Below are 16463 nucleotides of genomic sequence, written 5' to 3'. Positions count from 1 at the left end.
TGTTCACTGCAATTGACCACCATGCGTTTTGTTTCAGGATTCTGGGAGGAGAGACTCGTGGGCGATCTTGGGAACTGCGCAGCAATCGTGGGAGTGGGCTGTCGGCTGCCGGGCGGCATCAACAACCTGGATCAACTGGAGGCGGCCCTGTTCGCCGGCCTCGACCTGGTGACCGAAGTGCCGCCGGACCGGTTCGATCCGGCGCTGTGGTGTGCCCCGGGCGAGCACCGCCCGGGGATGAGTTACACCAACGCCGGCGGGTTCCTGCAGGACATCACCGGTTTCGACCCCGGTTTCTTCGGGATCTCGCCGCGTGAGGCGGCCCAGATGGACCCGCAGCAGCGGCTGTTGCTGGAAATGACGATAGAGGCGTTCCACCACGCCGGCATCGACCCGGCGGCGGTGGAGGGGCAGGACGGCGCCGTCTACGTGGGGACCTCCACGCGCGGGTACTGGGAGCTGGTCTCCGCGCGACCCGAGGCGATCGACGCCCATTCGTTGCAGGGCACCCTCACCTGCAACGCGTCCAACCGGCTGTCGTTCCTGCTGGACTGGCGGGGCCCGTCGTACTCGATCGACACGGCGTGCTCGTCGGCGCTGGTCGCCCTGCACCAGGCCGCCCAGGCGGTGACGAGCGGGAAGGTACGGACCGCGATAGCCGCCGGTGTCGGCCTGCTGCTGAACCCCGTCGACTACATCGGATTCGCCGAGGCATCCGTACTGTCGCCGACCGGACGCTGCCATGCCTTCTCGGAACTCGCCGACGGGTTCGTACGAGGCGAGGGCGGCGGCGTCGTCCTGCTCAAGCGGCTCGATGACGCGCTCGCGGACGGGGACCGGGTCCTGGCGGTCGTCGCGGGCTCGGGCACCAACACGGACGGCCGGTCGGTGAACGTGATGAGCCAGCCGTCCCCGGTCACCCAACAGGCGCTCCTGGAGCAGGTGTACGCGGAAGCCGGTATCAGCCCCGAAGAGCTGGTCTACCTGGAATGCCACGGGACCGGCACACCGGTCGGAGACCCGGTGGAATGCACCGCGCTCGGCGCCGCGCTCGGCGCGCACAGGGCCGCCGACCGCCCGCTCCCGATCGGGTCGGTGAAGACCAACATCGGGCACCTCGAGTGCGCCTCCGGAATGGCCGGACTGCTCAAGAGCCTGGTCGTCCTGCGCAGCGGCCGGATCCCCCCGTCCCTGCACGGCCTGCCCCGCAATTCCGCCATCGACTTCGACGGGCTGGGACTCCTCCCCACGGACCGGGAGATCCCGATCGAGCGGGGCCCGGGCCGTGCCGCGGCAGGGATCAACTCGTTCGGCATCGGCGGCGCGAACGCCCACGTCATCCTCGCCGAGCCGACGGCAGAGCACACCGACACCCGGCCCCCGACGGCCGACCGGCGGCTGCCGGTGCTGGTCTCCGCGCGAACCCCGGAAGCGCTCAACGAGGCCGCATGGGCGATGGCCGAGTACCTGGAGGACACCCCGGGCAGCTTCTACGACGCCGCGTTCACCTCAGTGCGCCGGCGACAACGCTACGAGCACACCGCTGTGGTGATCGCCGATGACGCGGCCGGTGCCGCTCAGGACCTGTACAGCATCTCCGCCGGGACGCTTCCCTCAGCCGCCGCCCGCTGCGAGGCAGCCGCGGCGGCAGGGACACCCGTCGGGTTCGTGTTCGCGGGCAACGGCTCCCAATGGGCCGGCATGGGGTCGGCGTTGATGGGCGCCGGCGCCGGGGCCGACGCCGTCTTCACCGCCGCCGTGCAGGAGGCGGACACGTATCTGTCCCCGCTGCTCGGCTGGTCGGTGGCCGCCGCGCTCGCCGACGGGCAGTACGACCTGGCGCGCACGGAGATCGCCCAACCGCTTCTGTTCGCCGTCCAGGTGGGGCTGCTGGCCTCGCTGCGTGAGCGGGGAGTCACCCCGTCGATGGTCACCGGGCACAGCGTCGGGGAGATCGCCGCCGCCTACGCCGCAGGCATCCTCGGCATGGAGGCGGCCTGCCGGGTGGTGGCGATCCGCAGCGCCGCACAGGGCCGCACGGCCGGCACCGGGATGATGGCCGCCGCCGCCGTCGGCCCGGCGGAAGCGGACGCGCTGATCGCGTCCAGCGGGGCCGAGGTGGAGATCAGCGCCGTCAACTCGCCCAGCGACGTCACCCTCTCCGGCGACCGCGAAGCGCTGGAGGAAATCGGCAAGATACTCGCCGACCGCGGCGTGTTCTTCCGGCTGCTGCCCCTCGACTACGCCTTTCACAGCGCCAGGATGGACCCGATCCGGGACCAGATCCTCGAGGAACTCGACGACCTCGCGACCGACGACCCGAAGCTGCCCATGTTCTCCACGGTGACCGGCGCGGCCGTGCCGGACGGCCGGACGATGAACGCGGACTACTGGTGGCGCAACATCCGGGAGCCGGTCAGGATGGCCGAGGCCGTCCAGGCGATGACCGCCGCCGGCGCGGGCGTACTCGTCGAGATCGGCCCGCACCCCGTACTCGCCACCTACCTGCGCCGCATCTCCCAGTCGCCGGACAGCCCTTCCTTCACAGCGACCGAGACCCTGCGCCGCGACCAGAAGCCGGACCTCGACGCGCACGCCGCGGCGGTACTCGCGGCCGGCGGCGCCGTCGACATGCAGACGTGGTTCGCCGCACCCGGCCGCGTCGCGGACCTGCCCGCCTACCCGTGGCAGCGGGAACGGCTGTGGGTCGGCGAACCGTCCTGGTGGGGGCACGGCCCCGGCGACGGCAAGCTCGTACACCCGCTGCTCGGCGAGCGGGTGGCCGTCCCGGACCCGCAGTGGGAAGGAACGGTCGAAACAACGCGGGTGCCCTGGTTGAGCGGACACCGAGTGGCGGGCTCGACCGTCATGCCCGGCGCGGCCTTCGCCGAAATGGCTCTGGTCGCAGGACCCGCGGCGATCCGCGACCACGCGATCCAGGTCACCGACCTGGCCGTCACGTCCGGCCTCACCATGCCCGCACCCGGCGACCCCGCGCAGGTACACCTCAGCACTGCCGTGTCGGGAGACGTCATCACGATCTCCTCGCGGCGGGACCGGCTCGGCGGCCCGGCCCAGCCGTGGCAGCAGCACGCCCGCGGCCGACTGCGCGCCGTCACCGCCCCCAGCCCCCAGGCGCTCGACGCCGCGGCCATCCGCGCCCGCCTCGACGGGGCGATGACCCTGAACCACGACGAGTTCTACGCGATCAGCGACCGCGCGGGCACCGTCTACGGCTCCGACTTCCGTGCCGTGACCGGCGCCTGGTTCCGCTGCGACGACGTGGGCGGAACCGGCGAGCTTCTCGCCGAGTACACCATGCCCGCCGCACCCGCCGCCGAGATGACCGGACCCACCAGCCGTTACGTCGCCCACCCCGTACTCCTCGATGTCGCGCTCCACGCGGGCGGCCCGCTGAACTCGGCCCTGCGCGACGGCTCGATGCTGTTCATGCCCGTCGAGTTCGGCGCGCTCACCGCGTGGTCACGGCCGCCCACGCAAGGCATCGTGCATGTCGTCGCCCACTCCGAAACCGGCCGGGAAGCCGTGTGGGACGTGACGCTGGCCGCACCGGACGGCACCGTCGCCATCACCATCAAGAACATGCGGCTCCGCTTGATCGAGGGCCGTCCACAGCCCCCGCTGGGAGTATGGGCGGCCACGTCGGAAGCAGCCGCCTTCACGGACGAGCCCGGCACGCCGCTCCCCACGGACACCGTCGGTACCCCGACGGCCTGGACGGTCATGGCGGATCACGGCGGCCTGCCGTTCGCGCGGCAACTCGCCGACACGCTCGACGCCACGGCCCCCACCGCCGTCGCCCCCGGTGACACCGCGGCCTGGACCGACGCGGTCCGGCCCGACGCCGCGACCGCGGTGGCCCTGGTGCTCTCCGACGACAACGACAACGACGACCCGGTCGCGGCCGCGGCACACGCCGGACAGATCCTCCGCGACGTGGCGGTCGCCTGGCAGCAGCGCATCGCCGACACCCCCGACGCACGGCTGACGCTGTGGCTGATCACCGGGCCCTGCGGCGCCATGGCACACCCCGGCACGGACGGAGCCGGCAGCATGGCGGCGGCGTCGGCATGGGGCACGGCACGGACCATCACCAACGAGATACCCGGCATCGCCATCCGCCGGATCGCCGTCGAACCCTCCTTCAGTACCGCGCTGACCGAACGCGTCGCCGAGGTCCTCACGGCCGACACCGGCCAGGAGGACGAGTTCGCCGTCTTCGCGGACCAGGTACGCGTGCCGCGCCTCGCCCCCCTGCCACCGTCCACAGCCGAGGCCACCCCGCCGCGCGGCAGGCCCGCGGACCAGGCGACGGCCCTGCAGGTCAGCACGATCGCGCTGACACCACAGTTCGGGCCCGCCGCGATCCCGATGCCCGAACCGGGCCCGGGCCAGGTCGTCATCGAGGTCAAGGCCGCCGCACTGAACTACAAGGACGTCATGCTGGCCACCGGCCTGATGCCCATCGAGCCCAGCCAGGCCGACTGGCGCGCAGGCGTCAACGCCGGTCCGCTCATCGGCCAGGAATGTGCCGGCGTGATCGCCAGGACCGGCCCCGGCGTCACCGGCCTGCACGTCGGCCAGGCCGTCATGGCCGTCGCGTCCGGCTCTCTGGCCAGCCACGTCAAGGCCGAAGCGGCCGTCACCGCGCCCATCCCGGAAGGCATGGACTTCCAGCACGCCGCGACCATGCCGCTGGTCTACGCGACCGCCCACTACAGCCTCAACGTCCTCGCCGGCATGTCGGCCGGCGAGACCCTGCTCCTGCCCGGCGGCGCCGGCGGTGTCGGCCTGGCCGCCCTGAACCTGGCACGCCTGGCCGGCGTGCGCGTCATCGGCCTCGCCAGCACACCCGAGAAACGGCAGCTCCTGCTGGACCGAGGGGCCGAGCACGCGCTCGACTCACGCTCCGGCGACTTCCCCGACCAGGTCCGGGAACTCACCGGCGGACGGGGCGTGGACATCGTCCTCAACTCCCTGACCGGAACGGCCGCCGCGGCCTGTCTGGAACTGCTCGCCCCCGACGGACGCTTCGTCGAGCTCGGCAAGCGGGACCTGTACGGCGATGCGGGACTGCGGCTGCGCCCCTTCCTGAACACTCTGTCCTACTTCGCCGTCGACCTGGCCCAGCTCATCGACCGGCGTCCCGAGCGGGCCCGGGAGGTCCTGAGCGACATCGCCCGGCTGGCCGGAGAGGGCCGTATCGAACCGCTGCCGCACCTCGTCTACCCGGCGGCCGCACTCGATGACGCGTTCAACCGGCTCAAGCGGTCCGAGCACATCGGCAAGCTCGTCATCGACACCACCGGCATCGCCGCCCAGCGCGTGACATTCGACCCCGAAGGCGTGTACCTCGTGACCGGCGGAACCGCCGGTTTCGGCGCCGCCACCGCACGCTGGCTCGCCGACCACGGCGCCGGCCGGGTCATCGTCACCGGCCGCCACGAGCCCGCTCAGCAGCCGGACCGCGCCGGCATCACCTTCATGGCCGCCGACGTCACCGACCGGGCTGCCATGACCCAGGTCATCGACCACGCCCGGACCTGCGCGCCGGGCGGACTGCGCGGAGTGTTCCACTGCGCGGCCGGCTATGACGACGGACCCGTCGAAGAGCAGACCCTCGACCGGTACGAAGGCGTCCTCGCCCCGAAGGTCGCCGGCGCCCACCTCCTCGACGAGCTGACCAGCGACTGCGACCTCGACCACTTCGTCCTCTACTCCTCCATCTCCGCGCTGCTCGGCAACCGGCTCCAAGCCTCCTACGCCGCCGCCAACCTGTGCCTGGAAACCCTGGCCCGCCGGCGCCGCGACCGCGGCCAGGCAGCACTCGCCGTCGGCTGGGGAGCCATCGCCGGCACCGGAGTCGTCGTCCGCGACAACCTCGCCGAATCCATGACCAGGCTCGGACTGGAGCCGATTTCCACCGCCGAAGCCCTCGACCGTCTGGGCCGGCTCCTCACCGGCGACGCACCCCACAGCGCGGTGATCGCACGCGTCGACTGGGAGCGGGCCGGCCTCATGTTCCCGGCCAGCGCCGCCACCCGGTTCTCCCACCTCATCACCTCGGCGTCCGGGCAGCAGGACCGGGCCGGCACGAGCCTGCGCGAGCAACTGCAGGCAGGCGAGGCAGCCGACGCGGAGGAACTGGCCACCCAGGCGCTCACCGATGTCATCGCGGCCATCCTGCGGACCGAACCGGAACGCCTCTCACCCTCGGTACCGCTGAACCGCCTCGGACTCGACTCGATTCTGGCGACCGAGCTCGCCGTCACCCTGCGACGCCAACTCGACCTCGACATCCCCACCCTGGAAATCCTTGCCAGCCAAGGCATACGCGACCTGGCCAACCGTGCCATGGCTGCCGCAGGGGTCAGTCACGCCAAGGAGCAGCACTCGTGAACGACTGGATCGTCCCCATCGCACCCGACCCGGACGCGCCAGTCTGCGTTATCGGACTGCCACACCCCGGCGGCGGCCCCAACTTCTACGCGCCCTGGGCCGACGCCCGCGGCGTCGAGATCCTCGCCGTCCAGCCACCGGGACGCGAGGCCCGCACCGCCGAGCTGCCCATCACCGACCTGCCCCGCCTGGTCAGGCAGACCGCGAACGCGATCGCCGGGATCTGCGAGCGCCGCCCGACGGCACTGTTCGGGCACTCGGGCGGCGGCCGCTACGCCTTCGAAGTCTGCCGGGCGCTCGAACGCGCCAACCGCGGCCCCGCACTGCTGTGCCCCTCCGGGATCTCGGCGCCGGACCACCCGTACTGGACCAGCACCGCGGAGAAACTGCTCACCGATCCCGTCACCGCCTATCTCATGCTCGGCGGCGAGGCTCTCCCCGGACAGATCGAACACGACCAAGCCACCGTCGACTCCTTCATCTCCCTGATACGCGCCGACGCCCGTCTGTACACCGGGCTCGGAATCCAGCCGCCCGTCCCGCTGCGCTGCGCCGTCGCCACCTTCGCCGGTGACGACGACGCCATCGCCGACCCGGAGGACATGGCGGGATGGCAGCAGTGGGCAGCGGGCACGGAAGCCTTCACGCCGCACCGCTACCCGGGCGACCACTTCTACATCCGGCACCACTTCCAGGAGGTCCTGGACGACCTGCTCACCGACCTGACCAGCACCACGAGCCCCGTCACGAGGACTGGCCAGCCGACGGCCCTGTCCCACTCCCAGTGACGGCGGAGGAAGACGCTGTCCGACAAGGCCGTGGTGATCGGCCTTGAGGCTGTCGGGCCGGGTGAGCAGCATCCGGCCCGACGCCGCGCGGGCAGACATGACCGCGGTCGGCCTGATCCGGAAGACAACCCTGCCCGTCCATGCCCCGCGGACGAGGCTGCGGGCGGGACCACGAAGAACGGAGACGGACCGCATGACCACGCAACAGACCACCTCACTCCTCGTCGGCCTGGCCGTCATGGTGCTGCTCGCCCGGTCGTTCGGCGCGCTGGCCCGGCGCCTGGGACAACCCCCGGTGATCGGTGAGGTGTTCGCCGGCATCGCGCTGGGACCGACCCTGTTCCACGGGGCGATATCCGATGCCCTCTTCCCCGACACGACGCGCCCCCTGCTCAGTGCCTTGGCCGCGGTCGGCGTCGCCATCTTCATGTTCATCGTCGGCCTCGAGTGGGACACGACCCTCATACGGGGCAGCGGCGCCATCGCCCCCGCGGTGTCGATCAGCTCCGTCCTCCTGCCGTTCAGCCTCGGCACGGCCCTCGGCGGCTACCTGATGCACGATCACGGCACGGGCGACAGGACGGCGTTCATGCTCTTCATGGGCATCGCCATGTCGATCACCGCGTTCCCGGTCCTGGCCCGCATCCTCACCGACCGGGGCATGACCCGTACGCCGCTGGGCGTGGTGGCGCTGGCCTGCGCCTCGATCGACGACGTCCTCGCCTGGACCCTGCTCGCCGCCGTCGTCGCCATCAGCGGATCGGCCGGCTCCGACCAGTGGCGGATCCTGCTCACCGTCCCCTATCTGCTCGGCATGGCGTTCGTCCTGCGCCCCGCACTGCGTCGGCTGGCCCGCCGGCGGGGCTCGCTCCGGCTGACCCCCACCGTCTTCGCGTGCATCCTCGCCGGCCTGCTGCTGTCCGCCGCCGCCACCGAATGGATGGGACTGCACTACATCTTCGGCGCCTTCCTCTTCGGCGCCGTCCTCCCGCGCTCGGGCACCGCGCCGCTCCGCCGTGAGGTGCACGACCGCCTCGGCCAGCTCAGCGCGACCCTGCTGCTGCCGGTGTTCTTCCTGGTCGCCGGCCTCAAGGTCGACCTGTCCGGGCTCGACGCGAGCGGGCTCGGCGACCTGGGGCTCATCCTGCTCGTGGCCGTGGGCGGGAAGTTCACCGGGGCGTACGCCGCCGCCCGGCTGAGCCGGATGCCGGTCCGGCAGTCCGCCGCGCTGGCCACGCTGATGAACACGCGCGGGCTGACGGAACTCATCGTCCTGAACGTGGGCCTGCAACTGGGCTTCATCCGCCAGGGCCTGTACTCCCTGATGGTCGTCATGGCCGTGGTGACGACCGCGATGGCGGGTCCGCTGCTTGCCTGGATCCTGGGCCGCCCGAGCGGCGACGACCTCACCGCCACCGGCCCCGGTGCGGCCGCGGACGTCGCCGAAGCCACCGGCACACCCGAACGCGCGACAGGCCCCGCCGTCTGAGAACGGTCCCAGGCCCTCCGGGGAAGCCTCCCACCGGCCCGGAGGACGCGCTCACCTTCCCCGGCGGGTCCGCTTCCTCCTGGCGAACACGTTGGCCGGTACGGCCGAGGCGGCGAGCGCACGCCGGTCGACCTTCCCGTTCGCGGTGAGGGGCATCCGGTCGACGACCGCCCAGAGCGAGGGCACCATGAAGGACGGGAACCGTTCGGCGAGGCGGTCTCTGAGGTCGACCGGGGTGACGGCCGTCCCCGGCGCGAGCCGGACCGCGGCGAGCAGCCGTTTGTCGGAGATGCCGTCGGTGACGGTGACGACCGTCTCCTCGACCTCCGGACAGCCGTTCAACGCGTCGCTGATCGCGGTGAGTTCGACACGGTAGCCGCGCACCTTGACCTGGTGGTCGACCCGCCCGACGAAGTGGATGCGGCCGTCCTGGTCGATACGGACGAGATCGCCCGTACGGTAGATCCGCTCCGGGACATCGGGCGAGAAGCGGCCGAAGCGGCGGTCGGTCTCCTCCTCGTCGTCGACGTACCCCACCGCGAGGCCTTCGCCCCCCGTGCACAGCTCGCCGACCGCGCCGGGCGGCAGCAGCCTCGCCCGCCGGTCAAGGACGTACACCCGGGTCCCGGGAACGGGGGTGCCGATCGGCAGCGGGCCGTCGACGTCCTGCGGCCTGCGGACCGAATGGAACGTCGTGAAGATCGCGTTCTCGGTCGGCCCGTAGCCGTTCGTGACGGTCAGGCCCGGGTGGTCGGCGAGCGCACGCGCGACATGCTCGTGGGGGACCACGTCCCCGCCGGTCAACAGCTGGCGCAGCGTGCCCAGCGATGTCGGCGCGAACTCCTGGACGAGCCGGAAGTGACCTGCCGCCAGCCAGGCCACGGTCACCTCGCGCTCCTCGATGAACGCGCCGAGCTCGCCCGGCGACAGCAGCCCCGGCGGACACACCTCGAGGACCGCGCCGGACAGCAGCGCGCCCCAGAGTTCGAACGCCGAGACGTCGAAGGCGAGCGAGGACAGCCGGAGCACGCGTTCACCCGGGCCGAACACGAGGTGGTCGGTGTCCTGGAACAGCGGGATCACCGCACGGTGCGGGACCGCCACTCCCTTCGGCTCGCCGGTCGTGCCCGAGGTGAAGGCGATGTAGGCCGGGCGGTCGGGATCGGGTGCGGCGGGCGGCACCTGCTCCGCTCCGACGGTCCACTCCGGCCGCCAGGGGCCGACCACGGGCACTCCGTGCCGGGCGACCTCGCCGGCGTCGTCGTCGCCGACGATGGCGGCGGCCGGCGCTGCCTTGGCGACGATCCCCGCGGTGTGGGCGGCAGGCTGGGTGAGATCGACACCGACGTAGGTACCGCCCGCCCAGAGTGTGCCCAGGACGGCCACCGCCTCCGCCGCCGACCGCTGGACCCCGATCAGCACGGTGTCGCCGCCCTGGACGCCTGCGGCACGCAGCAGCCGCGCCTGCTCGGCCGCGGCAGCGGCGAGTTCGGAGTAGGTCAGCGCCGACTCGGCGTCGCGTACGGCCACCGCCGCGGGCCGGCGTGCCGCCACGGCGCGGAACAGTTCGTCCAGGGAGGAGGAGGGGAAGACACTGCCCGTCTCGTTGAGCCCGGCAAGGACCTCGCGGCCGGCGGGGGAGATGCACCGCACGTCCGCCAGTGTGCGGCCGTCGTCGGCCGCCGCGTCGGTGAGCTGCTGCACGGCGGCCACGTAGTCGAGGACGAAGCGCTGCGCCTCGCCTCGGCTCCACAGGCTCGTCGCGTATTCGGCGTGGCCGGCGTAGGAGGGCTCGTCCCGGCCGAACCGGAGGCTGAGGTCGAATCGCGATCCGCCGCCGTCCGCCTCCTCGACCCGGATGCGCGCGGTGCCGGTCTCGATCCTCTCCGGGCCGGGCTCGCCGTACGTACTGAAGGACGTCTGCACCAGGGGATGGCCCGGACCGGACCGCTCCACGCCCATCCGCTCCACGATCCGTGGGAACGGAACGCCGTCGGCGGCCAGGCTCCAGGCCACCGACTCATGGACGGCCCGGACGAACGCGCCCGGGGTGCGGTCGTCGTCGATGTCGATGCGGACCGGGAGCAGTTCGCCGGCCGGCGAGGCGATGCCCACGAGCAGCGAGTCGGCACCGGTCATCCGCCCCAGGATCAGACCGAACGCGGCGAGGAGGAAGGCGGACGAGGTCACCCCCAGGGCCCGGGACCGCTCGAGCACGGCCTGCGTCGCCTCGGCGGAGAGTTCGACGGGAAGCCGCGCGCCGGACGTGTCGTAGCGGTAGGGGCGCGGCCGGTCGGAGGGAATCTTGAGGACCGTCGGCACCTCGGCCAGCCGGTCCGCCCACGACGCCGTGAGGCGTTCCAGCTCGTCGTCGGGGCGCCTCTGCGCGCCGACGCGGCCACGGGCAGCCGGTGCGTCCAGGCACAGTCGGTCATGGCGCGAGAACAGGGCGCGGAACAGTCGCCCCACGGCGTGCGCGTCGAGAAGAAACCGGGGCGCCGCGACGGCCACCGCACGAAGAGCGCCCTCGTGCGAGAGCAGCAGGAAGCGCATCGACGCCGCGGCGGACGGGTCGAAGGGAGGCTGCCCGAACCGGCGCGCCGTATGACGCGCCCAGGCGTCGAAGTGCTCCGGCGCGCCGTCGTGTTCGGCGCGGACGATCTCGGGGGCATGGTGAGCGACGACATCCATGACGGCGCCGGCGAGGATCTCCGTGTCGACGCCACCCCGTTCGACGAAGCCGACGACGACCACGTTGGGCGGACCGGCCGGATCCTGAGGGGCCGTCAGGGGGCTCCTCGGACCGTGCAGCCGGAAATCCGACGTCATCGTCGTCCGGATCGACATTCAGGATGGTCAGCGACGTGTGAACGCGTCGAATTCTCCATGATCCGCACCTTTTTTCGACTCCCCACCGACCGGCCACGGTAGCGGCAGGAGCGGCACCGGAGCGATATGAGGATCACATCCCCGTCCGTGCATTTCGCACGTAAGCCCAGTCCGGGACCGGTCCCGAAGGACCGATGAGCCCTAGTGACGGCCGGCCGGTCTGAGGCCGGTCACCACGCTCGCGAATCTCTGCGCCGCGAACTCCGCTTCCTGTGTGGTCATCGTCAGCGGAGGCATCAGCACGACGGTGTCGGGCGTGTAGTGGACCAGCAGGCCCTGCCCTCGGCATGCTGCCTCCAGGTGACGTCGGTCCTGCATGGAGAGCGGACTGCCGTCGTCGTCCACGAGGTCGATCGCCACGTAGGCGCCGACAGCCCGGACGCCCCCGAACGTGGGCGCCTTGTCGAGCAGGTCGTTCAGCCGATCGTGAAGGAGCCGACCGAGTGCCCGGCCGTTGGCCACCAGATCCTCGGACGTGTAGGCGCGGATCGCTGCGAGCGCCGCAGCGCAGGCCACGGGGTGGCCGTCCGTGGTCGACGCATGGGCGAACACCGTGCTGACGGTGTCGAATGCCTGGTAAATCCGGTCGGTCGCCAGGACGGCACCGAGCGCCGCGTAGCCGGCGGTGATGCCCTTCGCGAGGCACATGACGTCCGGGGAGACTCCGGAGATGTCGGCCGCGAACATCTCGCCCATGCGCCCGAATCCGGTGAACGCCTCGTCAAAGATCAGCAGAATGTCGTTCTTTGTGCAGTACTCACGTGCGGCTCGTATGTACGCGGCAGGGAGAGGCTGTCCGTTTCGTCCCTTCACCGGCTCGAGGATCATCGCCGCGATGCGCTCCGGCCCCAGCGCGTCCAACTGGGCCGCGAGTTCGGTACCGGATTCGTCGGTCGGCTCCGGAAGGTGACAGAAGCCGTCCGGCATCGGACCGAAGAGCCAATGCATGATGCGCTGCCCGCTCGCCGCCATGGCTGCCATCGGGCTGCCGTGGTAACTGTCCCGCAGACCCACGATCAGGCGCTTGTCCCGCCGGCCCTGGTTTCGGTGATAGGAGCGGGCCATCAGAATCGCGCTCTCGACCGCTGCGCCGCCCGTATGGCAGAACCGCACACGGCTGAGGCCGGCAGGGGCGATCGCGGTAAGTGCCTGCGCCAGTTCGACGACCACGGGAGCGGCCAGTTCCCACCGCACCATGCAGACATAGGGCAGCTCGTGCGCCTGGCGGCACATCGCCTCTACGACGTCGTTCCTGCCGTAGCCGAGCATCATGTTGCCCACCCCGGCGCGGGCGTCGAGCGCGCGGCTTCCCGACGCGTCGATCAGCCAGGACCCCTCACCCTTGACCCAGAAGTCCTTGGTTTCGCTCTGCTCGAGGATCGCTGACGTGGGTAGGGTCCCGTGCCAGAGGGGGTACGTTTCACGATCCCATGTACTCGGCGTCATGGCCATGTCTCCCCGTTTCCCGCGTTATTTCACGGGGGCCTGGACCACGGAACACGTGAACGTGTATCCGCCGGTGCCCTGGATGAGCATCCCGAATTCGCCCGGGTTGAGGCCGGCCTCGATGTCCACCAGGTTCGCGAGGAAGTCTCCGGCCCCGAGGCAGCCGGTGCTGCACTCGAGATAGCGGGGGTTTCCTCCGATGACTTCACTGATGGCCGGCTTGAACATGCCCTCGCGCATGGTCCTGGTGAGACGCGGCAGCGCAATGCAGCTGATGTCCTTGGGTTCGACATTCGCCGTCCGCAGAGCCCGCAGGACAAGCCCAAACAGCTTGGGAACGCTGAGCTTGACCATACGTGCTGCCGCACCGGACTCCCTGAACGCCTTGTTGGCGCGCCGGAGGTCGATCGGAGTGCCGTGCCCCAGTGGCACGGAGGTGAACTCGTCGTCGCCGCGCATCTGGAATTCCCACTCGGTGTCCGTCTCCATCTCCAGCGAACGCAGATGGAGAAAGTCGCTGCCCTCACCGGACCGACCGAGCAGGACCGCGGTCGCCGAGTCCGAGTAGGCCGCGTCGTCGTCGCTTGCCCATCGATCGAATCCCGGTGCGCAGAAGCGGTCCGCGGCCGTGACGAGAGCCGCGCCCGCCTCAGGGGTGGCGACCAGCCACTTGGCCGCGAGTTGCAGCGCCACGGCGCCGCCGTTGCAGAGTTGCTGGACATTGACGGGGAGCGCGTCGATGATCCCGGCCTGGTTGGCGATGTAGTGCGCCGGCGACCACATGTCGAAGCCCTGGTGGTAACTGAAGGAATGAACCAGGCAGCCTATGGCGGCAGGCTCGACTCCGCTCGACTTCAGAACGTCTTTCGCGGCCAGCGCAGCCATCTGCGGCGGCGCTGTATCGTCCGGAGCGACATACAGTTCCGTCACGCCGATGCGTTCGATATCCGCTGAGCTGAGCTCACCGTCCGCAGGACCTTCTTTGCCCGACGGAAGCCGGAGGGTCGCCGCCTTGATACTCAGCTCGGTCGCTGTCACTGGATCCTTGCCCTTCTCTCGTCTTCATTCTGGATTTCCGCGCGTGGGCCCGGTCACTACGACTTGGGGGCGTCCTGGTAATTCCGTTGTGACAGAAGCGCTCTCCGGTCCACCTTGCCCGATCCGGTCAGCGGCAGACTGTCGCAGACATGAATCTCCCCGGGCAGCATGTAGCTGGGAACCTTCGTGACCAGATGGTCGCGGCACGCCTGGGGTGTGCAGTCCTCGCCGGCGGGGACCACGAACGCCACCACGACCTTCTCGCCGGACTCCTTCTCGCCGGTGGTGACATAGCTTTGCTTGACGTACGGAACCTCATTCATGAAGTGCGCGATTTCGCCGAGCTCGATCCGGAAACCGTTGACCTTCACCTGATCGTCCAGCCGCCCCTGGAAGACGACATTTCCGTCTTCCCGGAAGAATCCGCGGTCTCCGGTGTGGTAGAGCCGCACCTTGTCGCCATTGATGTCGTATTCGACATATTTCTTTTTCGTCAGCTCAAGCATGCCGAGATAGCCGGGCGACAGCCCCGGTCCCGCCAGGCACACCTCTCCGGTCTCGCCGGGGGCGCACAGCGCTCCGTCCCGGACGACATAGAGAGACGTATTCTGAATGGGCAATCCGATCGGGAGCGCGGACATCCCCAGGACGGAATGCCGAACGGGATAATACGTGGCGAACACCGAACACTCGGTCGGCCCGTACACGCTCACTATCTTGTCGTTCCCGTAATGGCCCCGTGCGTCTTCCATGTGCCTCAGGGAATGCGCCTCGCCGCCCGTGAGGATTGTCTGCACGGAATCCAGGGTGCTGGGCGCCTCATCGACTATCACATTGAACAGTGCCGTCGTCACAAAGATCGCCGTGACGCCGTTCTGCCGCACGACCCGCTTCAGTTCCGACAGCCGGATGAAATCTGACGGGTAGAGCACGCACGTCCCGCCGTGCAGCAGCGCTCCCCAGATCTCGAAGACCGCGGCGTCGAAGAATATCGACGCCAACTGCGGGATGACGGAATTCTCGTCGAGGGCGACGAAGCAGGCGTTGAACACCAGGCGAACGACGCCCTCATGCCGGATCGGCACGCCTTTGGGGGATCCTGTCGATCCCGACGTGAAGACGATGTAGGCGATGGAGTCCGGCTGGACCCGCAGGTCAGGATTCTTCTCGTCCGCGTTCAGAGTGTGCGGGTCGACGGGAATCACCTGCATGCTCTCGAAGCGGACCGTCATTTCGCCGGACGCGTCGGTGAGCAGGGTCGTGCAGTCGGCCTGGCCGAATATCCCGCTCAGGCGTTCATCCGGCCAGGTGCGGTCGAACGGGAGGTAGGTGGCGCCGCACTTGATGATCGCCAGCATTGCGATGATCATCTCCGGCGAGCGCCTGACGCACAGTCCCACGACCTGGCCAGGCTGTACTCCGGCCTCGCGGAGCCGCACGCTCAGGCTGTTCGCCAGGCCGTTGAGCTCGCGGTACGTGAGCTTGCGCTCCTGATGGACGAGGGCGACGGAGTCGGGATGACGGCCGGCGGCGCCTTCGAAGAGCTCCTTCAGGCTCTCCACCGGATGAACAGCATCAGTCCTGTTGATCTTCTGATGAACAGACAGAGCCTCTTCGGAGAGGGCGATCTTATCCATTCAGGTTCCCCAGCCGTGTGTTGACGATTCTTGTTACGTGCTCCGGGTGGCTGTCCACGAAGAAGTGTCCGCCGGGGACTTCGATCAGCTCGCAATGCTGCTTGGTGAACCTGTGCCAGCCGCGCATGGTTCTCCAGCTGTCGATCGCATCATCCAGGCTGTATATCGCGGTGATGGGAACATCCACGCCGGTGGCGTGGCGGTGATCCCATATTTCGGCGAGGTGGATTTCGCTTCGCACCGTCGGCAGGAGGAGGCGCATCAGCGCCTCCTGTTCGAAGAGCTCCGCCGGGGTGCCGCCCATCTTCGCCACCGCATCGCGGAAATCGCTCTCCGTCATCCGATGCATATAAGGGCGCAGCTGCGGCACATCCGGGCTCCGGCAGCCGGAAACGAACAGCCGACGCGTCTTTCCCGGGTACTCGGCCGTGGCCAGATGAGACAGCTCGTAGGCCAGCCGCCCACCGAAACTGTGGCCGTAGAAGGCGTGGCGGCGGTTCAGATACGGCGACAGCGCCTCGAAGACATCGTCCACCAGGGGCTGCCACCGGTCGTAGCGTGGTTCCTTGAGCCGGCGTCCCCGGCCGGGGAGCACCACGCACACCAACTCCACGTCGTCCGCGATCCCGTCACACCAGGCACGGAACGTCTCGGGGCTCCCGCCCGCGTAGGGAAAGCAGAACAATGTGCTGACCGGCTCTGCCGTCGCCGCCTTGAGGGTCATCACCCACTTGTCGGCCGTTGCCGCCACGCCGA

General features: G+C 69.9%; 8 protein-coding genes. 3 read left to right on the top strand and 5 right to left on the bottom strand.

Features of this window, described 5'->3' with window-relative positions:
• The first annotated feature begins 57 nt into the window (after positions 1–57).
• The 3 genes from B5557_RS09580 (at position 58) to B5557_RS09570 (ending at position 8697) form a co-directional block, all read left to right on the top strand.
• Positions 58–6420 carry a type I polyketide synthase gene (locus B5557_RS09580; protein ID WP_159424356.1) on the top strand — a complete coding sequence of 2121 codons (6363 nt, stop codon included), beginning with the start codon at positions 58–60 and terminating at the stop codon, positions 6418–6420.
• Positions 6417–7208, top strand: coding sequence for a thioesterase II family protein (locus B5557_RS09575; protein ID WP_079658718.1), 792 nt, complete (start codon positions 6417–6419; stop codon positions 7206–7208). The genes B5557_RS09580 and B5557_RS09575 overlap by 4 nt, the downstream gene beginning before the upstream one ends.
• 193 nt (positions 7209–7401) lie before the next feature.
• Entirely contained in the window at positions 7402–8697 is a 1296-nt protein-coding gene (locus tag B5557_RS09570) for a cation:proton antiporter (protein WP_079658717.1), read from the top strand.
• 51 nt (positions 8698–8748) lie between these two features.
• Here the strand turns inward: B5557_RS09570 and B5557_RS09565 are convergent, their stop codons facing one another.
• The 5 genes from B5557_RS09565 to B5557_RS09545 all read right to left on the bottom strand — a co-directional run bounded on the left by B5557_RS09565 (position 8749) and on the right by B5557_RS09545 (position 16458).
• Positions 8749–11526 carry an amino acid adenylation domain-containing protein gene (locus tag B5557_RS09565; RefSeq protein ID WP_197697296.1) on the bottom strand — a complete coding sequence of 926 codons (2778 nt, stop codon included), beginning with the start codon at positions 11524–11526 and terminating at the stop codon, positions 8749–8751.
• Positions 11527–11727: 201 nt separating this feature from the next.
• Positions 11728–13038: an aminotransferase family protein gene (locus tag B5557_RS09560; RefSeq protein WP_079658716.1), complete on the bottom strand. Its 1311-nt coding sequence runs from the start codon at positions 13036–13038 to the stop codon at positions 11728–11730.
• 18 nt (positions 13039–13056) lie between these two features.
• The gene (locus tag B5557_RS09555) at positions 13057–14070 is read right to left on the bottom strand and encodes a ketoacyl-ACP synthase III family protein (RefSeq protein WP_079658715.1); all 1014 of its coding nucleotides are present in this window, start codon (positions 14068–14070) and stop codon (positions 13057–13059) included.
• A gap of 56 nt (positions 14071–14126) precedes the next feature.
• Entirely contained in the window at positions 14127–15707 is a 1581-nt protein-coding gene (locus B5557_RS09550; RefSeq protein WP_079658714.1) for an amino acid adenylation domain-containing protein, read from the bottom strand.
• Entirely contained in the window at positions 15700–16458 is a 759-nt protein-coding gene (locus B5557_RS09545; protein ID WP_079658713.1) for a thioesterase II family protein, read from the bottom strand. Before B5557_RS09545 ends, B5557_RS09550 begins: the two co-directional genes overlap by 8 nt.
• Positions 16459–16463 lie beyond the last annotated feature (5 nt).

Origin of the sequence: Streptomyces sp. 3214.6 (assembly GCF_900129855.1) — a bacterium.
GTDB lineage: Bacteria > Actinomycetota > Actinomycetes > Streptomycetales > Streptomycetaceae > Streptomyces > Streptomyces soliscabiei.
The sequence above is the reverse complement of the archived record's forward strand: the minus strand, read 5'-3'. Positions and strand labels throughout refer to the sequence as shown.

Bases quoted from the DNA above. Each gene is read 5' to 3' on its own strand.
- B5557_RS09570 (WP_079658717.1), top strand. From the start codon at position 7,402: ATGACCACGCAACAGACCACCTCACTCCTCGTCGGCCTGGCCGTCATG.
- B5557_RS09565 (WP_197697296.1), bottom strand. From the start codon at position 11,526: ATGACGTCGGATTTCCGGCTGCACGGTCCGAGGAGCCCCCTGACGGCC.
- B5557_RS09560 (WP_079658716.1), bottom strand. From the start codon at position 13,038: ATGGCCATGACGCCGAGTACATGGGATCGTGAAACGTACCCCCTCTGG.
- B5557_RS09550 (WP_079658714.1), bottom strand. From the start codon at position 15,707: ATGGATAAGATCGCCCTCTCCGAAGAGGCTCTGTCTGTTCATCAGAAG.